Source organism: Klebsiella sp. SWET4, from assembly GCF_024296565.1.
Taxonomy (GTDB): domain Bacteria; phylum Pseudomonadota; class Gammaproteobacteria; order Enterobacterales; family Enterobacteriaceae; genus Klebsiella; species Klebsiella variicola.
Genome location: NZ_JANCOB010000001.1, coordinates 212294 through 233424, shown reverse-complemented (window position 1 = coordinate 233424; position 21131 = coordinate 212294). Strand labels below are relative to the sequence as shown.

At 58.2% G+C, this 21131-nt stretch carries 23 protein-coding genes; 10 read left to right on the top strand and 13 right to left on the bottom strand.

What is annotated here, in order from left to right; genetic code table 11:
• The first annotated feature begins 33 nt into the window (after positions 1-33).
• Positions 34-1317 (top strand): YeaH/YhbH family protein, encoded by a 1284-nt coding sequence (locus NKJ21_RS01320; RefSeq protein WP_012968476.1) that lies wholly within the window; start codon positions 34-36, stop codon positions 1315-1317.
• A 45-nt stretch (positions 1318-1362) separates the two neighbouring features.
• Here the strand turns inward: NKJ21_RS01320 and NKJ21_RS01315 are convergent, their stop codons facing one another.
• Positions 1363-1926, bottom strand: a complete 564-nt coding sequence (locus NKJ21_RS01315) for a hypothetical protein (protein WP_008807634.1) — start codon at positions 1924-1926, stop codon at positions 1363-1365.
• Between the two features lie 158 nt (positions 1927-2084).
• Here NKJ21_RS01315 and NKJ21_RS01310 point away from each other — a divergent pair, with 158 nt between their 5' ends.
• Entirely contained in the window at positions 2085-2567 is a 483-nt protein-coding gene (locus NKJ21_RS01310; protein ID WP_012542099.1) for a glutathione peroxidase, read from the top strand.
• Between the two features lie 121 nt (positions 2568-2688).
• Here NKJ21_RS01310 and NKJ21_RS01305 read toward each other — a convergent pair whose 3' ends face one another.
• Together NKJ21_RS01305 and NKJ21_RS01300 are read right to left on the bottom strand one after the other, a co-directional pair.
• A complete protein-coding gene (locus NKJ21_RS01305) occupies positions 2689-3000 on the bottom strand; it encodes a hypothetical protein (protein WP_012968478.1) in 312 nt (103 codons plus the stop codon).
• Positions 3001-3105: 105 nt separating this feature from the next.
• A complete protein-coding gene (locus tag NKJ21_RS01300; protein ID WP_239270282.1) occupies positions 3106-3993 on the bottom strand; it encodes a LysR family transcriptional regulator in 888 nt (295 codons plus the stop codon).
• 97 nt (positions 3994-4090) lie between these two features.
• Here NKJ21_RS01300 and NKJ21_RS01295 point away from each other — a divergent pair, with 97 nt between their 5' ends.
• Complete coding sequence (locus NKJ21_RS01295) at positions 4091-5143, top strand: SDR family oxidoreductase (protein ID WP_060875909.1); 1053 nt, start codon at positions 4091-4093, stop codon at positions 5141-5143.
• Positions 5144-5152: 9 nt separating this feature from the next.
• On the opposite strand, the gene NKJ21_RS01290 is transcribed toward NKJ21_RS01295, so the two are convergent.
• Positions 5153-6034: a LysR family transcriptional regulator gene (locus NKJ21_RS01290; RefSeq protein ID WP_022065501.1), complete on the bottom strand. Its 882-nt coding sequence runs from the start codon at positions 6032-6034 to the stop codon at positions 5153-5155.
• 175 nt (positions 6035-6209) lie between these two features.
• Between NKJ21_RS01290 and NKJ21_RS01285 the strand changes: the two genes are divergently transcribed.
• Entirely contained in the window at positions 6210-7400 is a 1191-nt protein-coding gene (locus NKJ21_RS01285; protein ID WP_110233910.1) for an MFS transporter, read from the top strand.
• On the opposite strand, the gene NKJ21_RS01280 is transcribed toward NKJ21_RS01285, so the two are convergent.
• The 7 genes from NKJ21_RS01280 to NKJ21_RS01250 all read right to left on the bottom strand — a co-directional run bounded on the left by NKJ21_RS01280 (position 7397) and on the right by NKJ21_RS01250 (position 13613).
• Entirely contained in the window at positions 7397-8413 is a 1017-nt protein-coding gene (locus NKJ21_RS01280) for a C45 family peptidase (RefSeq protein ID WP_239270278.1), read from the bottom strand. The genes NKJ21_RS01285 and NKJ21_RS01280 overlap by 4 nt on opposite strands.
• Positions 8414-8434: 21 nt before the next feature.
• On the bottom strand, positions 8435-9157 hold the full coding sequence (glnQ, locus tag NKJ21_RS01275; protein WP_012542105.1) for a glutamine ABC transporter ATP-binding protein GlnQ: 723 nt from the start codon (positions 9155-9157) through the stop codon (positions 8435-8437).
• 2 nt (positions 9158-9159) lie between these two features.
• A complete protein-coding gene (gene glnP, locus NKJ21_RS01270; RefSeq protein ID WP_012542106.1) occupies positions 9160-9816 on the bottom strand; it encodes a glutamine ABC transporter permease GlnP in 657 nt (218 codons plus the stop codon).
• Between the two features lie 51 nt (positions 9817-9867).
• Complete coding sequence (gene glnH / locus NKJ21_RS01265; RefSeq protein ID WP_008807644.1) at positions 9868-10620, bottom strand: glutamine ABC transporter substrate-binding protein GlnH; 753 nt, start codon at positions 10618-10620, stop codon at positions 9868-9870.
• 127 nt (positions 10621-10747) lie between these two features.
• The gene (locus NKJ21_RS01260) at positions 10748-11302 is read right to left on the bottom strand and encodes a carboxymuconolactone decarboxylase family protein (RefSeq protein WP_023297420.1); all 555 of its coding nucleotides are present in this window, start codon (positions 11300-11302) and stop codon (positions 10748-10750) included.
• Positions 11299-12627, bottom strand: coding sequence for an aspartate aminotransferase family protein (locus NKJ21_RS01255; RefSeq protein ID WP_016160729.1), 1329 nt, complete (start codon positions 12625-12627; stop codon positions 11299-11301). Before NKJ21_RS01255 ends, NKJ21_RS01260 begins: the two co-directional genes overlap by 4 nt.
• A 128-nt stretch (positions 12628-12755) precedes the next feature.
• Entirely contained in the window at positions 12756-13613 is an 858-nt protein-coding gene (locus NKJ21_RS01250; protein ID WP_239270276.1) for a MurR/RpiR family transcriptional regulator, read from the bottom strand.
• 226 nt (positions 13614-13839) lie between these two features.
• Here NKJ21_RS01250 and NKJ21_RS01245 point away from each other — a divergent pair, with 226 nt between their 5' ends.
• Both NKJ21_RS01245 and NKJ21_RS01240 read left to right on the top strand, forming a co-directional pair.
• Entirely contained in the window at positions 13840-14847 is a 1008-nt protein-coding gene (locus NKJ21_RS01245; RefSeq protein ID WP_239270275.1) for an AraC family transcriptional regulator, read from the top strand.
• A gap of 102 nt (positions 14848-14949) precedes the next feature.
• Positions 14950-15780, top strand: a complete 831-nt coding sequence (locus NKJ21_RS01240) for an oxidoreductase (protein ID WP_012968487.1) — start codon at positions 14950-14952, stop codon at positions 15778-15780.
• Between the two features lie 13 nt (positions 15781-15793).
• Here the strand turns inward: NKJ21_RS01240 and NKJ21_RS01235 are convergent, their stop codons facing one another.
• Positions 15794-16729 (bottom strand): LysR family transcriptional regulator, encoded by a 936-nt coding sequence (locus tag NKJ21_RS01235; RefSeq protein WP_012968488.1) that lies wholly within the window; start codon positions 16727-16729, stop codon positions 15794-15796.
• A gap of 100 nt (positions 16730-16829) precedes the next feature.
• On the opposite strand from NKJ21_RS01235, the gene NKJ21_RS01230 reads away from it, so the two are divergent.
• Together NKJ21_RS01230 and NKJ21_RS01225 are read left to right on the top strand one after the other, a co-directional pair.
• Positions 16830-17939: an alkene reductase gene (locus tag NKJ21_RS01230; protein ID WP_022065495.1), complete on the top strand. Its 1110-nt coding sequence runs from the start codon at positions 16830-16832 to the stop codon at positions 17937-17939.
• Between the two features lie 2 nt (positions 17940-17941).
• Positions 17942-18535, top strand: a complete 594-nt coding sequence (locus NKJ21_RS01225; protein ID WP_016160724.1) for an ester cyclase — start codon at positions 17942-17944, stop codon at positions 18533-18535.
• A gap of 90 nt (positions 18536-18625) precedes the next feature.
• Here NKJ21_RS01225 and NKJ21_RS01220 read toward each other — a convergent pair whose 3' ends face one another.
• Positions 18626-19375, bottom strand: coding sequence for an SDR family oxidoreductase (locus tag NKJ21_RS01220; RefSeq protein WP_008807653.1), 750 nt, complete (start codon positions 19373-19375; stop codon positions 18626-18628).
• Between the two features lie 167 nt (positions 19376-19542).
• Here NKJ21_RS01220 and NKJ21_RS01215 point away from each other — a divergent pair, with 167 nt between their 5' ends.
• Both NKJ21_RS01215 and NKJ21_RS01210 read left to right on the top strand, forming a co-directional pair.
• Positions 19543-20448, top strand: coding sequence for a LysR family transcriptional regulator (locus tag NKJ21_RS01215; protein WP_012542113.1), 906 nt, complete (start codon positions 19543-19545; stop codon positions 20446-20448).
• A gap of 439 nt (positions 20449-20887) precedes the next feature.
• Complete coding sequence (locus NKJ21_RS01210) at positions 20888-21094, top strand: hypothetical protein (protein ID WP_254732657.1); 207 nt, start codon at positions 20888-20890, stop codon at positions 21092-21094.
• The last annotated feature ends 37 nt before the right edge of the window (positions 21095-21131 follow it).

Sequence of the window (21131 nt, the reverse complement as noted above, 5' to 3'; positions counted from 1 at the left end):
AGCAAAGTTGGCTAATGCAGTACAGGAGGGCATATGACCTGGTTCATAGACCGACGCCTGAACGGGAAAAACAAAAGCGCCGTCAATCGCCAGCGCTTTTTGCGCCGTTATAAGGCGCAGATTAAACAGTCGATTTCCGAGGCTATCAACAAGCGCTCGGTCACCGATATTGAGAGCGGAGAATCCGTCTCGATCCCGACGGACGATATCAACGAGCCGATGTTTCATCAGGGGCGCGGCGGCCTGCGCAACCGCGTCCACCCGGGCAACGATCATTTTGTGCAAAACGACCGGATTGAGCGCCCGCAGGGCGGTGGCGGCGGCGGTGGCGGCGGTCAGGGGCAAGCCAGCGCCGACGGCGAAGGGAAGGATGAGTTTGTCTTCCAGATTTCGAAAGATGAGTACCTGGATCTGTTATTTGAAGATCTCGCCCTGCCGAACCTGAAGAAGAATCAGCACCGGCAGCTGAATGAGTTTAAAACCCATCGCGCGGGCTTTACCTCGAATGGGGTGCCAGCCAACATCAGCGTAGTGCGTTCGCTGCAGAACTCGCTGGCCCGCCGTACGGCGATGACCGCTGGCAAGCGCCGTGAACTGCGCGCCCTGGAGGAGGATCTGGAGACCATCAGCCGCAGCGAACCGGTGCAGCTGCTGGAGGAGGAGCGCCTGCGCAAAGAGATTGCTGAGCTGCGCGCCAAAATTGAACGGGTGCCGTTTATCGACACCTTTGACTTGCGCTACAAAAATTACGAAAAACGGCCGGAGCCCTCCAGCCAGGCAGTGATGTTCTGCCTGATGGACGTCTCAGGCTCGATGGACCAGGCCACCAAAGACATGGCCAAGCGCTTTTATATCCTGCTGTATCTGTTCCTCAGCCGGACCTATAAAAACGTCGATGTGGTCTATATCCGCCACCATACCCAGGCAAAAGAGGTGGATGAACACGAATTCTTCTATTCTCAGGAAACCGGCGGCACCATCGTCTCCAGCGCCCTGAAGCTGATGGATGAAGTGGTGCAGGCCCGTTATGACCCGGCGCAGTGGAATATCTACGCCGCCCAGGCGTCGGATGGCGACAACTGGGCCGATGACTCCCCGCTGTGCCACGAACTGCTGGCGAAGAAAATTCTGCCGGTGGTGCGTTATTACAGCTACATCGAAATTACCCGCCGGGCGCATCAAACCCTGTGGCGCGAGTATGAACATCTGCAGGCGACCTTTGATAATTTCGCCATGCAGCATATCCGCGACCAGGAAGATATCTACCCGGTATTCCGCGAACTGTTTCACAAGCAGTCATCTAAAAGTGAAGCTTAATTAAATACTCAGCCAGTGAGTCGAGTGACTTGCTGGCTGTTTTCCTCAGACACAAGGCCCGATGGCACATCCATACATCATGTAAAATGGAAACAACGGGGCCATGGCGACGGCGCCAAGCGAGCTAATCGTTTTGGTCTTATCATTGATTGATACCACAACGGGGTGCGCTAACTGGTAGGCGGCGGCCAGATCTGACGCGTCCGATGCAGTCCAAAATCCTGTCGCTTTAAACAACACCCCGAGGCGATCGTTATCAATTTGCACCGCATGATACTGATTCACCAGCTCGCTATGCTGCCCGGCATCCAGTTTGCGCTGATCCATCACCACCAGATATTCCGCCGTCACCTCATGTTGTTCCACGACAAAGTTAACCCGCACGCCGGAAGCCTGTTGATGAAAGCGTTCATAAAAGGTCTTATAACGCTGATATTCCTGAGGCACACCGTCACGGACAAAGCGGTAACTGTATTTCGCTGAGCTGGCGACAATACCGGACTCTGTGGGTTTCATCGCCACAATGGTATCCCGAGGCGGCAAGTTTGGCGTGCTGGTACATCCTGCGAGTATCGCCACCACCACCAGCGATAAGACATATTTCATCATTTTCAGCCGTTCCTGTTCGCGATTTTCTCTATGACATCTGGCGTTTTTTTAACACTCCAGGTACAAATCCCTAACCCTGTGTATCATAACTGCCTAATCTGCTTCAAACATTCGCGCGATCGTCAGCGTTGAACTGTTTCTACTCTCAGGAGCCTGCTATGACCCCTTTTTATCAATTGACGGCTACCCGCCTGCGCGGCCAGCCCCTCTCAATGTCTGACTATGCTGGCAAGGTGGTTCTGGTGGTGAATACGGCCAGCCATTGTGGCTTCACACCGCAATACGCTGGCCTGGAAGCGCTCTACAAAAAGTACGCGGCTCAGGGGCTGGTAGTGCTTGGTTTCCCGTGCAACCAGTTTGGTAAGCAGGAACCCGGTGGTGCGGATGAAATCGAGCAGACCTGTCACGTTAACTACGGCGTGAGCTTCCCGATGTTTGAGAAAGTGGACGTCAACGGCCCCGCCGCACACCCGCTGTTTCGTTATCTGAAACAAGCGTTGCCCGGCGTGCTCGGCGGACGGATCAAGTGGAATTTCACCAAGTTCCTCATCGCTCGCGACGGCACACCCCTCACGCGTTTTGCGCCGTTGACGACGCCGGAGAAAATGGAAGCCTCCATTGTCGCGGCCCTCACGCGCTGAGTGTTGCCGTCATGCCACGTTCACCCAGCGGCGGCTGGCTGCCCATACAAGGTAGACGTCGCTCTCACGCGGCCAGCAACCGTCTGTTGCTGGCCGATCTTCCCCCTGCCCGGTCATCAGCCTACAGTGGCGACACGGCCTCAACTTCATGCTGAAACACGTAGGGGTCGGAGAGGAGTTCGAATGCGTCATCGTCCGGATAGGTGACCGCGACGTGATAATCTTCGCCTGCGAAGGCTTTGACCGCCGCAAGATCCTGCCAGTAGGTGGCGAGAAAAAAATGCGCCCATTCGCCCTGGTTTTCCTGGCGCACCAGCGCGCCTCTGTTACCGGGGATACCCCGGGCGTGATCCACGCCGGTCTGCTCAAGGTGGCGGGCAAACCCCTCGGCATGTTGCAATGGCACACAGCCGTGCCAGGTCCTGACAATCATTTGCGTTCTCCTGTGGTGATAAACGTCTCACCTTAACATCAGAAACCACCTGCAGGGGAGCGGCACGATACCGCGCACGGTTCTGAATGGGGGAGCGCCTTACCCTCAGCTCCCCACAGCGAGCTCAGGCAGTCGCGCCTCAATCAAGGCGATCACGCTTCTGACCCGCGGCGGAATAAAACGGGCATCGGGATAGACGGCATACAGGAAACGGTCCGGTAATCGCCAGTCAGCCAGGATCGGCACCAGCCTTCCAGCCCTGAGGGCCCTGGCCGCCAGCGGTCGCTGCATCCCTCCGATGCCGATACCGGATTCCAGCGCCTGCAACAGCGCATCGCTGGTGTTGGCCCGAAAAACGGTCTTCACCTGCACGTCTCTCGTCTCGTCTGCGGAAATTATCCGCAGCGGAGCATCAAGCGGGAGGCCGCTAAACCGAACGTGTGGACAAGCCGCCAGGTCGTCCACGGACTGGACGGCATAATGACCTGGTGCCGCAAAGAGCGCCGTTTCAATCCGCGCCAGAACCCGCGCAGCATGGGATGGCGGCGGCTCATGGCCGAGACGCAGCGCCACATCCACCCCTTCGGTAATCAGATCGGCGATCCGATCGTCGAGCGACAGCATCAGGTGCAGTTCAGGATACTGTTTCTGCAGCGCCAGCAGATGCGGCAGCAGAAGACTGCCGAGACCGCTTGGCAGCTGGACATGCACTCGTCCCTGAAACTGAGGCTCCCCCGGGTTGAGCCGCCTTTCCGCCTCCTGCATGGCGTTCAGCACCCGCTGCATATCACGCCGGTAATGCTCCCCCTGCTCGGTAAGCATCATGGCCCGCGTCGTACGATGGAGTAACACCACGCCAAGCTCCTGTTCGAGCGCGGCGATCTGCTGACTGACGGCAGATTGCTTCATCCCGAGCTGCCGGGCGGCTGCGGAAAATGAGCCGGCTTCGGCAACGCGCAGAAAGGTGGCGATGGCGGTGAGCTTATTATTCATTTCATGATTCTGCTGATAAGTGTCATCCGTTTCATGGGATAGGTGGCAAAAAAATAATCTAGCACACTGTGTCGGTCACCTTCCCAGGAGAAACACCATGAACAAGACATCCTCTCAGGTCGCACTGGTCGCTGGCAGCAGCGGCATCGTTGGCCGCCAGCTGGTCAACACCCTGTTACATCGTGGATGGGAGGTTATCGGCCTCAGCCACCGCGCCCTGTCGCAACCGGGGGCGATCCCGATGATTCACGTCGATTTACGCGATGCCCGGCACAGTGCGCAAGCGCTCCAGCCGCTGTCCACCGTGACCCACATTTTTTACAGTGCCTGGATGAATGCCGGAAACTGGAGCGAGATGGTGGAGCCGAACGTTAGCATGCTGCGTAATCTGGTCAGCCACGTCGAACAAAACGCCCCGCTGCAGGCGGTCAGCCTGATGCAGGGGTATAAAGTGTATGGCGCCCATCTTGGCCCCTTTAAAACCCCGGCGCGGGAAAGCGACCCCGGCGTACCCGGGGCTGAATTTAACGCCGCTCAACTTGCGTGGCTCCGCCACTTTCAACAAGGCAAAACCTGGCACTGGAGCGCTATCAGGCCCGGCGTGGTGGGCAGCCCGGTGCCGGGTAATGCCATGAATCTTGCGTTGAGCATCGCGCTGTACGCATCACTTTGCAAAGCCCTGGGTTTACCGCTGCGCTTTCCCGGCACGTTAACCACCTGGCACAGCATTGTCGATCATACTGACGCCGATCTGCTGGCGGAGGCCACGCTGTGGGCCGCCACCTCACCGGCGGGGGAAAACGAGGCCTTCAACGTCAATAATGGTGATATCTGGCGCTGGTGCGAGCTGTGGCCGCGCATCGCGCAGTGGTTTGAACTGGAATGCGCCCCACCCGTCAGGCTCTCATTTCATCAGTTATTCAATGACTACCGTGCCGTCTGGCGCGAGCTGGCCGCAGAGCGGCTGGTGGAAACGGACATTCTGCGCCTGAGCGACGGTCAGTTTGCCGATTTCGTGTTCGGCTGGCAGTACGATATGTTTGGCGATGGCAGTAAACTGCGCCGGGCTGGCTTCCAGCGGATGCAGGCCACAGACGAGATGTTTTTCAGCCTGTTTTCGCAGCTGAGAACGGCGCGGGTGATCCCCTGAGCGTTAGCGTCAGGGCAACGCCAGCCGGTCTTGATGGTCCGCAAAGAGGGTGATGAGATGGTCGGCGATAACCCGCACGCGTCTGGACCCGGCCAGGTCGGAATGCATCACCAGCCAAAGTGTCTGATCCGCACCGATCTCCGGCTGCAGGCACTGCAGCCCGTTGGCCCGCGCCATAAAGTGCGGCAGGACGCCCAGCCCAAGTCCCGCTGATACCGCGGAAACCTGGGCCACGAGCGTATTGGCTTCGACTTTACACGGTCGCCCTCGCAGGGTGCGCGTGATCCATTGGGCGGCCGGCAGGTGCTGGTGAGTCTCCGGCCATCCCACAAAGTCCGACTCGCTCAGCGACAGGCCGTCCGCGCCGGCCAGATAGCTGGCGGCGCCATAGACGCCAAACCCCACCGTCCCCAGCCGCTTTAAGGTCAAATGCCCGGCGTCAGGCTTGACCATGCGGATCGCCAGATCGGCATCCCGACGATGCAGGTTCACCGGCTGCACGCCGCTCAGCACCTCCACCCGCAGGTCAGGATAGTGGTCCAGGAGCCCTTTCAGGGAGGGCAGAATAAAGTGCGTGGCCAGGTTGTCCGAGGTAGCCAGGCGGACAACCCCGGCGACATGCCCCTGCAGTTGCGCCGCCTCGCCGAACGCCAGGCCTGCGTATTCCAGCGCCTCCGCCCGCGCGAGCAGGGCTTCGCCATCGTCGGTCAGGCGATAGCCGCTCTGATGGCGGCTGAAAAGCGGGACTTTCAGCGACTGTTCCAGCCGATCCAGCCTGCGGGACACCGTGGCAATCCCCATGTTCATCTTGTCGGCGGCGCCGCTTAGCGTTCCCGCCCGGGCGATGGCGAGGAAGATGCGCGCATCATCCCAGTTAAACTCTGCTGTCATCTACTTTCCAATTATGGAAAACGGTTCTCCGTTTTCTGCTCTTTTTTATCGTTTTCGCAGGGATGATACTGCACGCCACTCGCGGAGACAAACAGGCTATCCGATCGCCGGTTCTCTCCTCACCTGAACGTCCGTGCACCATGCGCGACTTCCCTCTTCTTAGGATACGCCTGACATGAAAGAGATTGCTTTACCCCTTAACCCAACCCCGGCGCGCGTCTGGATAGCCGTCATTGCGCTCGGGATCTGCGCCTTTTCGATCGTCACCAGCGAACTGGCGCCGGTGGGCATGCTCAGCGCCCTGGCGGCGGATTTTCACCAGACGGAATCCGGTATGGGGCTTGCCGTCACCGCCTACGGCTGGGTGGGCGCCCTGGTGGCCCTGCTTTCCGGCGCGATGCCGGCGCGTATTTCACGCAAGGCGCTGCTGGTCGGGCTGATGCTGACCCTGGCGCTTTCCTGCCTCGCCGCGACCCGGTCTTATTCCATGTTCGCCCTGATGAGCGCCCGCATGATTGGCGCCCTGGCGCATGGCGCCTTCTGGGCCTTAATTGGCATCGTCGCCGCGCAGCTGGTCCCGCCGCACCGGCTGGGGCTGGCTACGGCAATCATTTTTGGCGGCGTGTCGGCGGCAAGCGTAGTGGGGGTACCGCTGGCGAGCTTTATCGCCACCCTGGCGGGCTGGCGACACGCGTTTTTGGCGGTGGCCCTGCTGTCACTGGCCGCAGCGGCAGTGCTATGCTCGACGCTGCCCGCGCTGGCCGCGTCCATCCCCGTCAGGCTGGGTGTTTATCGCGATATCTTCCGTAATCCGCTGCTCTGCGGCCTGTATGGCGCCACGGCCTGCATCATTACCGCTCACTTTGCCGCCTTCACCTACGTTGAACCGCTGCTGATAACACTTCAGGGAGTACCGGCGACCGCCCTCTCCGGCCTGCTGCTGTTGTCAGGGGTTTCCGGGCTGGTGGGTAACGTTATCGCGGGTAAGCTTATCGACCGTCATCTGAAGGGGCTGATTTTTGCTTCACTGCTGCTGAGCGGAGGCGCGCTGGCGCTCCTCGGCACCGGACGGCTTGCGCCCCTGCCTTTCTGTTTTAGCGGGCTGCTGTTAGCCCTGTGGGGCGCCGGTATCGCGATCGTGTTCGTCGGCTTACAGACCTGGCTGCTGCGCAGCGCAGGCGCGGTCGCCCAGCCGGCGTCAGCCATTTACGTGGCTATTTTTAATGCCGCCATCGGCACCGGGGCGCTTGTCGGCGGCCAGCTGATCGCCACTGCGGGCTTGTCAGGCATGGTGTGGCTGGCGGCGGGGATCATGGCGTGCAGTACGCTGCTGATCGCCCTGCTGAAAACGCCCTCAGCCGGCTAAAGGCTGCCCTGCAAAACCGCGTTTTCACGATCCAGGGTGAAGACCTGCCATGCGACCCGGGTCGCGCTCAGGGTAAAAATGGCCGTCGCCAGCGTATTTTCGTCATCCGGATCTTCCGCAGACAGCCGGTAAATCGGTAACAGCGGATCCTGCTGGTCGGAGAGCATCGCTTTCGCTGTTACCCCATCCAGCGACGGGTTCGTCGCCAGCCACACGTCCAGGCGCTGCTGGCGTGAGCCGGAGCTCCCGGTCACGATCTGTTCAATGGTCGCAAGCTGGGGATGGATCAGATGGTTGGCATGCCCAAAGGTGGCGGTCAGCTCGCGCACTGAGCTGCCGGAGCCGGTAGCTTCCACGCTAAACAGACGGCTATCGCCCATTTGACCCAGCGTGTGGTGAAACGCGCCCGCGCGCGGTGTCGCGGTCAGCAGGGTAATGGCCTCATCTAACGTGGTGGCATTCAGCGATGCGCGGGCCAGTATCTGGCGCGGCATCCCCTCCGGACGATGCACAGCACGAATATTGTTGACCGTATTGACTATCCCTTTCTCATTCACCGCGAAGGTGTGCCCGCACAGGGAGCCGGGGTAGGCGAAGCTGGTGAAGGCGAGGCCCACATCCGGTGTCACGTGGACGATGGCGCAGTCACCGCGCAGCTGCGGGAAACCGTCTTCGTTGTGCGCAATAATTAACTCGCCCTCAGCGCTTATCCCCGCCAGGGTAGTGCAGCCATCCGACGTCGAACGCACCAGATCGCCGCGACAGTTCCAGGCAAACACCTCATCCACCGGCGCCTGCAGCCCCTCCGCCATGCCCTCCAGCTCCTGCCAGATCTGCGGCCACTGAGCCTGGACGGCTGCGCGCATGCGCTGGGTTTGTTCCGCCGTTTTCATGGCGGTTACAGTTTGCCACAGCGCTGTTTGCCTGATTTTAGTATGCCAGGCCTCACGACCAAACGCGCCAAGCTGCTGACCGACCGCATAGGCGGAACCACGGATTGCGATTGTTTTCATATTGTCATCATTCACTTATGTTCAGGATACGTGTTGCAAAAACTCTTGCAGACGCGGATTGCTGCTGGCAGTGAGCAGCACCTCAGGTGAACCATCTTCGGCAATGGTGCCGCCATCAATAAAGATCAACCGGGAAGCCACCTCTCTGGCAAAGCCAATCTCATGGGTCACAATCACCATCGTCATGCCCTCTTCGGCCAGCGAGCGCATGACCTTTAACACCTCATGCCGCAGTTCGGGATCGAGGGCGGATGTTGGCTCATCAAATAACATCATTTTGGGTTTTACCGCCAGGGCACGAGCTATCGCCACGCGCTGCTGCTGTCCCCCCGAGAGCTCTGCCGGATAGTGGTTAGCGCGTTCGCGCAGACCCACGCGGTCCAGCAACGCCAGCGCCTGCTCCCGCGCCGCGGCCTTACTCTGCTTACGCACGCGAACCGGACCAAACATGACATTCTCAAGGGCGGTCAGATGCGGAAATAAATGAAACTGTTGAAACACCATACCGGCTTCGCGGCGAATATCACACTCATTCGCGTGCGGATCCGTAATATGCATGCCCGCCACCAGCAGCGTTCCCGAAGAGATCTCCTCCAGCTTGTTAATGCAGCGCAACAGGGTCGATTTTCCCGAGCCGGACGGGCCAATGATCACCACCACCTCGCCCGCTTCAATCTTTAAATTGATATCGTGCAGCACCTGAGTGGCGCCGAAGTTTTTCGCCACCGCGCTAAATTCAACCATGCTCATAAAATATGGATCCTTTTCTCAAGTTGTTTCAGCAGGAAGCTCAGGCACAATGTCAAAAACAGATAAATCATCGCCACCGCCGTCCACACCTCCAGCGCCCGAAAGTTACCGGCAATAATCTCTTGTCCCTGGCGGGTTAATTCTGCCACGCCAATCACAATAAAGAGCGAGGTATCTTTTATACTGATAATCCACTGATTGCCTAATGCCGGGATCATTCGCCGAAAAGCCAGCGGCATAATGACATGTAATAGGGTGCTGCGTGGCGATAACCCCATCGCCAGGCTGGCTTCTTTAAAACCTTTATTGATCGACAGAATCGCGCCCCGGGTGATCTCCGCTATATAAGCGCCGGAGTTAATCACAATGGTAATAATTGCGGCAGGAACCGGGTCAATACGCACTGGCAACACCATCGGCAGGGCGAAGTAGATAAACATCACCTGCACCATGATCGGCGTTCCACGGATTAATTCCACAAACACCAGCGATACCGTTTTTGATATTGTTCCGCCTAATGCGCGGCAGGTTCCCGCCAGCAAGCCAATGATTAACCCACCTAACAAACCGGACAAAGAGATAATCAGCGTCAGCTGCAAGCCCTGCATCAGCAGCGGTAAAGCATCCCAAATATAGCGACTGTCAAAATTCATCATTCTACCCGTCAAGAAGAAATGAGGTCGGATCGCTCCGACCTGGCAGGGTTATTTCGGCTGTTTAGCAAACCACTTAACGTAAATCTTGTCGTAGGTGCCATCGGCACGCAGGGCCTGCAGAGCCTGGTTCACTTTTGGCGTCAGGCTGCTGTTTTTCTGCATCGCAAAGCCATATTGCTGTGGCAGAATGCTGTCCGTCTCCCCGGTGGATTTGACCTTGCCATTACCCGCCGTCTTCACGTAGTAAAGGACATTTGGCGAATCGTGAACGACGGCATCGAGATTGCCGGCCTGCAGATCAAGGTAGGCGTTATCGATGTTCGGGAACTCGATATAATTCGCTTTATATTTGCTTTTCATAAAGCTGGCCGCCGCCGTCCCCTGCTTAAGGCCAACTTTTTTCCCGGTCAAATCACTGAATTTGGCAATGGAATTATCAGTACTTTTCACGGCTATTAACAGGTCGGCATTATAATACCCATCACTGAAATCCACGACCTGTTTACGCGCATCGGTAATGGTTATTCCGGCCATCGCCACGTCCAGATTACGCGACTGCAGTCCGGGGATGAGGCCGCCGAAATCCATCGGCCTTAATTCGTAGCTGATATGCATTTTCTTTGCGATAGCGTCCCACAAATCGATATCAAAGCCGACATATTTATCACCTTGTTTAAATTCAAAAGGGACAAAGGCGGTATCCACGCCCACCGTTATTTTGTCCTGGGCTGCTGTCACAAAACTGGCTGAACAAATAACCAAAGCCAGCGTCAGTTTTAATTTATTAAATAGTCCAGTCATAATTACCCTCAGCGTCAATGAAATGGCATGCAACGAATATCAGCCTGCGATATATATCGCCGGAAGAACCAATAACAACACTTGATATGCAGAGCGCATTATTATGCGCCCGAATGAAAAGGCTAACTTATTCAGAAAATAGAGAGTCGGTGGTATCCGGTACGGGCGTCTGGGCGCTGTTCATCACCATGGAGAGAAAACTGTAATAACCGTTTATCCCAATCAGATCCACCACGCCCTTCTCACCCCATAAATCAACGGCTTGTTGCCAGGTGCTATCACTCACCTTTTGCTGCTGATGCAGTTGCTGACAGAAGTCATAGATCACCTGCTCATCGGGCCGGAGATCGTCTGGCGGGCGCCGTTGCTTAATCGCCCGCACCGCCGCGGCAGAGATGCCCTTCTCACGTGCTATTGGCGCATGGATCGCCCACTCTACCGGCTGTGACCAGTGCCGTGCTGTCAGCAAAATCGCCAGTTCAGAAAGACGCTGACCCAGCGCGCTGCGATAACGTAAATACTCCCCCATACGCTGGGCATGCGCCATCAGCTCGGGACTACGTAACAGCGGCTCAAAAGGCGGCAGTAAGGCGCCGCGCGGCCCATTGATGATCTCTTCCGCTAACTGACGTTGCTGCTCGTCCCATTCCTGTTCCGCCAGGGGCGGTAAACGATTGATCATAATTTTCCCGTCTCTTCGCGGATCACGCTGTTCAGCGTATCGACCACAAAGTCGATCTGCGCCGGGGTGATGATAAACGGCGGCGCGATCAGGATGTGATCGCCATACTGACCATCGATCGTGCCGCCCATGGGGTAGACCATCAACCCACGCGCCATACAATTTGCTTTGATCGCAGCATGCAGCTTCAGGGCAGGATCGAACGGGGTTTTGTTGTCTTTATCGCGCACCAGCTCGACGCCGGCAAACAGGCCGCGTCCGCGCGTATCGCCGACATGCGGTAACTCACCCAACACCTCGCGCAGGGCCTGTTGCAGATAGGCGCCCTGCTGTTTGACGGCAGCCAGTAAATTATCGCGCGCAATCACCTGCTGCACCGCCAGCGCTGCCGACGCGGCGGTAGCATGACAAATGTAAGTGTGGCCATGCTGGAACAACCCGCTGCCCGCCTTCAGCGCGGAAACAATGGTCTCACTCGCCAGTACCGCCCCAATCGGCTGATAACCCCCGCCGAGTCCCTTGGCGATGGTTACTAAATCAGGCACCACGTCGTCTTGTTCAAACGCGTGCAGCGTCCCGGTACGCCCCATACCGCACATCACCTCATCGGCGATATAGAGGATGCCGTATTTATCGCACAGGCGGCGCACCCCCTTCAGATAGCCCGGCGTCGGCGGCGTGGCCCCCGTCGTCGCCCCCACCACCGTTTCCGCACAGAAACCGATAATCGTTTCCGGGCCGGCCTCAAGAATGGCTTGCTCCAGCTCATTGAGCAGACGTTCGGTATACTGTTGCTGGGTCTCGTCAGCCCGACGATCGCGGTACTCATTGCAGGCTGAGACGCGGATAACATCCATTAATAAGGGGGCAAACTGGCGACGGCGCCATTCGTTACCGCCCACCGCCAGCGCGCCCAGCGTATTGCCGTGATAGCTCTGTTTACGGGCGATAAATCGGGTGCGCGATGGCTGGCCGATCTCCACAAAGTACTGCCGCGCCATCTTCAGCGCCGTCTCTATTGCCTCGGATCCGCCCGAGACAAAGTAGGCATAGTTAAGCTCGCCGGGCGCCGTGCGGGTGAGATGTTCGGCCAGCTGCTCCACGACATCACTGGTAAAAAAACTGGTATGCGCATAGGCCAGCTGATCGATCTGGCGGTGCATCGCCGCCAGCACATCAGGGTGTGCGTGTCCGAGGCAGGAAACCGCCGCCCCGCCGCAGGCATCAAGATACGGCTTTCCCTGGGCATCAAAGATATAGGCCCCCTGGGCACGTGAGGCCACGATCGGCGTGCTACGCAGGCTGCGGTGAATGACATGACTCATACTGGGTTCTGCTCCTGAATCCGCTACATTAATTGAGCGTATCTTGCAGGATCCATTTGGATCACGTCAACGAAATAAAGATATAAATGCATCCATAATTCTTATACCAGATACATTTGAATCATTTATCAGGATTTACCGGGGATCACATAGACGCCAGAATCGATAAGATAGCGTTCGGCACTTTCAATTTTACTCACCGCCTCCCGGCCGTGGCGCACCACCAGCATCGCCAGTAAACACTCCGCCAGCCCCATGCCGGAGACCACGGAAGGGAAAAATGACGGACTGTCGATGGAAAACAGCAGCGTGCAGTCTGCCGCCTGCGCTAAGGGGGAAACCGGCGAGTCGGTAATGGCGAGGATCTTCGCCCCTACCTGCCGGGCTGCCCGTAAAACATCCAGTGATTCGCGTGAATAGGGCGCAAAGCTGGTGAGTAAGACGCAATCCCGGTTGGTCAGTTCGCGGGTGAAAACTTCGATATTGCTGGCCAGGCCATCGATTAACGATACCTGCCGGTTGAACAGTCGATAGACATAAAACAGCGACCACGCGATTGGAAAGCTGGCGCGGAATCCGCAGATATAGACATTCTCCGCGCTATCGAGCAAGGTCACCGCCTGCTCCATCTCCTGCGCATTTTCGTTTTGCGTAAAGGTCAGATTCGCCTGATGCGCCTGAAAAACCTCTTTATACAGCTGCGTTTGCGTGCCGCGGGCCATCATTTTTTCCGCTTTTGATACGTACGTATCATTGCGCAGCCCCAGGTCGTCAATGAAATCGCTTTTCAGCTCGCTCCAGCCGCGGTAACCCAGCCGCTGCGCCAGACGCAGCAGCGTCGCCGGTTTTACCCCGGCTTCCGCCGCGAAGGCACGCATCGATAACACCACCAGTTGGCTGGCATTTTGCAGTGAGAACTCGGCGGCGCGTTGCAGCTCGGGCGACAACCCGCCGAATTCATTAATGATTTTTTCCCTGAGATTCATGGCAGCTACTTACTGGTTTTAAGTGAAAGCTATCTAATCATATTTGAGATCAAGACTCTATAGGTGGCTAACGACCCCGCGGGTCACATCCGTTCCCCCTTCTCATTGCTGGCGTGCTTTACTTCAAATATGGCGCAAGAGGAATGTCACTGGCGGGTGGGAAAAGGTATGCTCTTATCAGGGGGCGTTGCACATCAAAGCCCTGTTCACTGCTGGAAATTTCACCATGGCACGCAACCGCACTTTTTCTCTCAATCTCCGTTGGCGAGCGCTGCTCAAAGACGCAGGGATGGAGCCTGAACATCTCCTCCGCCAGGCCGGTTTGCCGGACGACACCTTTTCAGACATCAATCGCGGTCTGACTACCGATGAGTATCTGCGTTTCTGGCGCGTGCTGGAAAAAGAAAGCGACGATCAGGCCTTTCCTTTGCCCTTTGTAGAAAGGGTCTCTGCGGAAGTGTTTGATCCCCCGCTGTTCGCCGCCTTGTGTAGTACCCACATGATGCAGGCGGTCCAGCGGCTGGCCAAGTATAAACTGCTTATTGCCCCCATGGTGCTGGAGACGACGGTCGTGCAGAACGGCACGCTGACAGTGTCTCCGCGCTGGCTGGGAGCAACAGAAATCCCTGCCTCTCTGGAAGTGGCAGAGCTGGCATTTTTACTTCGTCTGAACCGACTGGCCACCCGCGAACCGGTTCAGGCCGTGAAAGTAACGCTCTCAAAGCCCCTCACCCGCCAGCAGACCCACCACTTTTCAGCCTTCTTCGGCACGACCATACAGCGTGGAAAGCGGGCGACCATCAGCGTTGCCGCCGCTGATGCCCTGCGGCCCTTTTTGACGGTGAACGAGGGTATGTGGCAGGTCTTTGAGCCGGAGCTGCAGCGTCGTCTCAGCCAGCTTAGCGATCAGGCCTCAACGGCTGAACGTGTTCATGCAGTCCTGCTGGAGCTTCTGCCGGGCAACGACGCCTCTATCGACAATACGGCGCAACGTCTGGGAATGAGCAAACGCACCCTGCAGCGCAGGCTGGAGCAGGAGGGAGAGAATTATCGCGCCCTTGTTCACGCTTGTCGCGAAGCGCTGGCTCGCCACTATCTTCTCAATACCACGCTTTCCGGTTATGAGATCGCCTTTCTGCTCGGTTTTGAAGATCCGAATTCCTTCTATCGGGCTTTTATGGCGTGGACCGGCCAGACGCCAGAAACCCTCAGAGACATGATGCGCCTCAACTAAGCGCGCGTCATGGCGCGCTTTGCCAGTATTGTGGCGTACCGTGCCAGCGACACCGCGCCTGACAGCAGGCACACTCAGCGCAGTCTACTTGCCGAGGTGCTTATGTTTATTCAGGAAAAGAAAACCGCGCTGGTCACCGGCGCATCGTCAGGGATGGGGAAAGCCATTGCCCGTCGTCTTATCCAGGAGGGTTACCAGGTTTACGTTGCTGCCCGGCAGCTCGGGAAAATGGACGATCTGGCTTCGCTAGGGGCCCAATGCCTGCAGATGGATCTCTCACGACAGGACGATCGGCTGGCGGTCGTGAACACCATTCTGTCTCAGACCGGAGGGGTCGATGTACTGGTCAATAATGCCGGTTTTGGCCTGTATGGCCCGGTCGAAGAGATCGGCATCGATGAGGCTCGCTACCAGTTTGAGGTCAATCTCTTCGGCGCGGCGCATCTCACGCAACTACTGCTTCCCGCGATGCGCGCCCGCCGTCGCGGATACATTGTCAATATCTCTTCCATGGGCGGGAAAATGTATAGCGTCCTCGGCGCATGGTACCACGCCACCAAACATGCACTTGAGGGGTGGTCAGACTGCCTGCGGCTGGAAGTTGCCGACTTCGGCATCAAGGTGGTTATCATCGAACCTGGAGTGATTGAAACCGGCTTCGGCGATGCGGCCAGTGAAAGTATTGTCAAACGTTCGGCCACAGGACCGTATGGTCAGTTGGTAAAAGGGGTCGCCCTGTCGATCCAAAAAACGTACGGCCATGGCACCGGCAGCGACCCGCAGACGATCGCCGAGGTGGTCCTGGTCGCGGTGAAGGCCTCAAATCCACGCCCCCGTTATGCCGTCGGTAAGTATGCCAAACTGCTTATCCGGATGCGTGTCTGGCTGGGCGACCGTCTTTTCGATCGTATTATCCTCAGCCAGATGCGCTGAGGTCATGTTCTGCTCACCTTCGCCTCGCGCTGGAGGGGGATGACTCTCCCAGCCAGTCGATAAAAAACGCCATAAACGCCGACACCTGTGGCGGCTGCAGCTTTCGCTGGGGAAAGACGAACTGCAGCCCAACCTCCTTGCGGTCTAAGGGGCTGAATCCGGTGAAGCGCTCGGCAAATAGCACCTGAAGCCGTCCCTCCTCGACATCCCTCTTCACATCCCACCATGATTTACCGGCGATCCCCGCCCCGCTGAGCGCCCACTGCCGCAGCAGTGCCCCATCGTCGCAGACCATCGCCGGCGTCACCCGCACCACGCGCTCCTTTCCCGCCTCCTCGAAGCGCCATTCATTCATCACCACACCGTGCCGCTCCAGCGCCAGACAGCGGTGATGGTGCAACTCGTCGAGGGCGGCAGGCGTTCCGTGAGTGGCAAGATAAGCCTCCGAAGCCACCAGCACCCGGTGGTTGGGGCGGATATGGCGGATCGCCAAACTACTGTCTGGCAGGTTACCGACGCGAATGCTCATATCCAGCCGGTTGGCGACCAGATCCTCCACGCGCTCACCTAAGAACACGGAAAACGTGACCTCCGGGTGACGGCGGGAAAAGTCGACGATGGCCGGGCTAAGATACTGTCGGCCAAAGTCGGAGGGGGCGGAAAGACGAATATTGCCGCTCAGCACCCCTTCCTTTTGCGTCAGCAACGATTCGGCGTGACGGGCCTCCTCCAGTACGCGCCGCGCGGCATGATAAAAATCTTCCCCCGCCCTGGTCAGGGTGATCGCGCGCGTGGAACGATGGAACAGGCGGGTCTGGTAGCGCTCCTCCATCGCCTTCAGGCGGGCCGTCATGGTGGCCGGTGAGAGCGATAACCGTCTGCCGGCGGCGGAGAGTCCCCCCGCCTCGGCGACAGCCACCAGCAGCGCCATATCTTCCAGCTTGCCCATTTTTCGTATTTCCTGAAAAGTGAATCTGATTTTAGCCTAATTATCAAAATCAGATCCCGACTGTAAAGTGATTTTCATTCCACTCGCAAGGGACACCCGTATGAACAGCCTCTCACTTTTCGATCGTTACCGCATCGGCACGCTGCCGTTGAAAAACCGCATCGTCATGGCTCCCATGACCCGGGCGCGCGCCCTGCAGCCCGGAAATATCCCCTCCGCGCTGATGGCGGAATATTACCGCCAGCGCGCCAGCGCCGGATTGATCGTCACGGAGGCGACGCAAATCTCTCCTGAGGGACAGGGATACTCCTGGACGCCTGGCCTGCATTCCGCTGAGCAGATTGCCGGCTGGCAGCTGACGACCGGGGCCGTTCACCAGGCTGGCGGCGTTATCTTTTCTCAGCTCTGGCACGTGGGGCGGATGTCGCACGCTCGTTTTCATGCGGATGGGCAACCCGTGGCCCCGTCGGCACTGGCGCCGGACGCCCAGGTCTGGGTGGTGGATGAGCAAGGCCGGGGCCAGATGGTGGACTGCCCACCGCCGCGGGCGCTCTCCCGATCGGATATTCAGCGTATTGTCGCCGATTACCGTCAGGCGGCGCGCAATGCGATAGCGGCGGGGTTTGACGGTGTGGAAGTGCACGGCGGCAATGGCTATCTGATCGACCAGTTCCTGCGGCGTACCGCCAACCAGCGTACTGATGAGTACGGCGGTAGCCTGAGCAACCGGATCCGTTTTGCCCAGGAGGTGCTGACCGCCATCGGCGACGTCATTGGCCGCGAGCGGACGGGCATCCGCCTTTCCCCCTTCATTACCCAGCGCGGGATGAACGACCCGCAGGTGATCGACGCCATCCTTGCCCTGGCGGCCTGGTGCGAACAGCAGGGTATCGCCTTTATCCACCTGGCGGAGGCGGACTGGGACGATGCGCCAGCCGTTCCCCAGCACTTTCGTGACACGCTGCGCGCGACCTTCAGCGGCACCCTGATCGTGGCCGGCAATTACGATCAGCAAAAGGCGGAACGTATCCTCACCGCCGGTTTCGCCGACCTGGTGGCTTTCGGCCGGCCGTTTATTGCTAATCCTGACCTGCCGCAGCGGCTTCAGCACCGCTGGCCGCTGGCGACCGTCAGCGATCCCGCCACGCTGTTTGGCGGGACAGAGGTGGGCTATACCGACTATCCCTTCTATACGGAGCATAAAGAGTGAAAATGACCCGCAAAATGTTACCTGCCAGCCGTAGTTTCGCTGTTGTCTGTACGCAGGCCAGACGCGGCATCACGCTGCGGCGCTGCGCCACAGCGCTGCTGCTTGCCGGGATATCCGGCTCCGCGTTTTCAGCCCCGCAGGGTTTGCTGAAGCCAGCCCAGCTCATCGTTGACAACGGCCTTCCCCCTGCCACACGCGTCGCCAATGAATATGTCGCCAGGCAATACGCCACGTTCTGGAATACCGGTGATGAAGCGCTGGCCCGGGCGGCGCTGGCGGGGAATTTTATCGATAAAACGCCCCCGGAAGGGCGTCGGCAAGGGCCGGAAGGCGCGATCCTCGCCTCCAGAGCGTTTCGTCAGGCGGTGCCGGATTTACGTTGTGATGTCGAACAAATGATTGTGGCCGGTGACCGGGTGGTCTCACACTTACATTTTCATGGCCACTTTACCGGGACCTTCGGCACCCGGAAGGGTAAGGGACAAAATATCGATTTTATCGCCACCGATATCTATCAGATCAGCGGCGGTAAAATTGCCGCCAACTGGCATATTGAAGATAACCTGACGCTGATGAAACAGCTGGGCGCGCAATAAGCTGCCCACCCGAGCGGTGAGTAAGCGATCGCCATAACCACGAGCCGCCCCGGCATCCGCCGGGGCAGCTCGCCTGGCGACAGACTGTGCTTAGATTTGCGCCATTCCGCCGTCGACATAGATCTCTGCGGCGTTAATAAAGCTCGACTCGTCAGACGCTAAAAATACCACCGTCCTGCCAATCTCCTCCGGCTCGCCCAGCCGCCCGAGCGGTACGCTGGCGGCCAGGGCGTCGAACAAGCCCTGACGGTCCGCCTCCGCGACCAGTCCTCCCAGACCCGGGGTACGCACCGGCCCCGGGCTGACGACATTGATGCGGATCCCGCGATCGTTCACCTCCAGCGCCCAGGAACGCGCCAGGCTGCGTACCGCCGCTTTACTGGCGCTATAGATGCTGAAGTTCGCCGTCCCTTTGACCGCCGCCGTAGAGCCGGTCAAAATCACCGAGGCGCCGTCGGTGAGCAGCGGCAGCGCTTTCTGGACGGTGAACACCACCCCGCGCACGTTGGTGGCGAAAATCCGCTCGATGTGCGCTTCGGTGATGGCGCTGAGTGGCAGCATATCCCCGCCTCCAGCATTGGCGAACAGCACATCCAGGCGGCCGGACTCGTCGGCAATGGTCGCAAATACCGCGTCAAGGTCGCTTAACACGGCGGCGTCGGCGCGGATCCCGCGGGCGGCGGGCCCGATGAATCTTACCGCCGCATCCAGCTCCTCCTGTCGGCGGCCGGTGATATACACCTTCGCGCCCTGCTCCGCCAGCGCTTTCGCCGACGCCAGGCCAATCCCGGTGCTGCCGCCGGTCACTAACGCCACTTTATCCGCAAGTTTTTTGCTCATGGTGCATTTCCTTGGTTAGAGTATAAACAGGCCAGGCTCGCGAAAGCGCCCCGCCGGGTATGGAAAGCACTGTAATCGCCTCAAAGAGGCGGAAAAATGGCCTAATCTGAAAAACACTTTTCCCCTCCGTGGATAATGGACGCCCGCTAACCAGGATACTGCGAATAATGGACCGATTTTCAGCCCTCAAAGCCTTCACCCGCGTTGTCGAAGCCGGCAGCTTTACCCGCGCCGCGGACTCGCTGGATATGCCCAACGCCACGCTCAGCAAAACCATCAAGCAACTGGAAGCGCACCTGGGGGTTTCTCTCCTGCAGCGCACCACACGGCGTATTACCGTGACGCCGGAAGGACGGGAGTACTATGAAAAAGCTCGCTGCCTGCTGGAAGACCTGGAAGAGATCGACGCCTCCTTCAATACCGCCCACAATAAGCCGAAGGGCCATCTACGGATCGCCATCGGTGGGTCGACCGCGTGCGATGTGCTGATCCCGCTGCTGGCGGACTTTATGACCGCCTGGCCGGATATCCGTATCGATTTACAGGTGGCCGATAAACCCGCGGACCTCATCAGCGGCAATATTGACTGCGCCATCCGCGGCGGGCCGATGGATGACTCGACGCTGATCGCCCGTAAAATCGGCGAGGCGACGCTGGTCACCTGCGCCACCCCTGGCTATCTTCAACGCTGCGGCACGCCCGCCTCGCCGGATGAACTCCATCATGGCCACCAGCTCATCAGCTATCTGTCGCCGGCCAGCGGCAGAGCGTTTCCGTTTCGCTTTACGCGTCACGGCGTCAGTACCGAGCTCAAGACAGAGCCCCATCTCGGCATCAATGAGAGCAACGCGCATATTGCCGCCGGCGAGGCGGGCTTAGGCATTGTGCAAACCTTTACCTATTCGCTAAAACCCGCGCTGGCAAGTGGCAAGCTGGTGGAGATCCTCGCCGCCTGGCGCCCGGCCCCCTATCCCTTTCACGTCGTCTATGCCCGGCACCGGCACGTGCCGCCCCGGCTCCGCGTCTTTATTGAATGGCTGGCGGCGGTTTTTCCGGCTGCGGTGCAGGGATAAAGCGCGTTATCTGACGCAGCGCCGAGGGTGGTCCACAATCGAACGCACTGACCGCTATTTTTCCTTTTTACGACCGTCCGAAAAACACCAATGATTAAATCTACGATTTGATGTTTCTACACAAAATATAAACGAAGATTTAAATTGATATGAATGGGTTGACAATAACATTGGCTATGGGTAGATTTCATGGGCCTAAGTTGTGGCCTTTCCTAATCTGACATAAGAGACTAATGGATACTGAATTTAGTAGCGGTCCGAATATGGCCTTAACGGTTATTCGGACAAGTAAACATAAAATCGATTGTGATCACTTCTTCGTTTTGGTGTGTCTCGCCGGAGCCTGATGCTCTCGTGTTGTCCCACCTCGACCAGAGTTTTCACGGTCCCGAGGTGTGTTATGAACTTCAAATCTACCCTTTTTCCTGGTGTCAAAACCATGACATCAACGCTGCGTGTCCGGCCGCCCCGCGATCGGGTGTCGTCTGCGCGTAAAAAACAGCAAAGCTCTATATTCTCTTCGAAAATCAGCGATTTGAATCAACGCATTACTAACTGGCGCGTCAGTCCTGTCACCGGCCAGCTGGAGCGTCGTTGCCGCTTCTCTGATAGCGAAGACCCACAAAGTCGCCCCTTCGTCGCCTGATTCAGCCGTTACGCCGTAGGCCGTGTCTGCGCGCTAT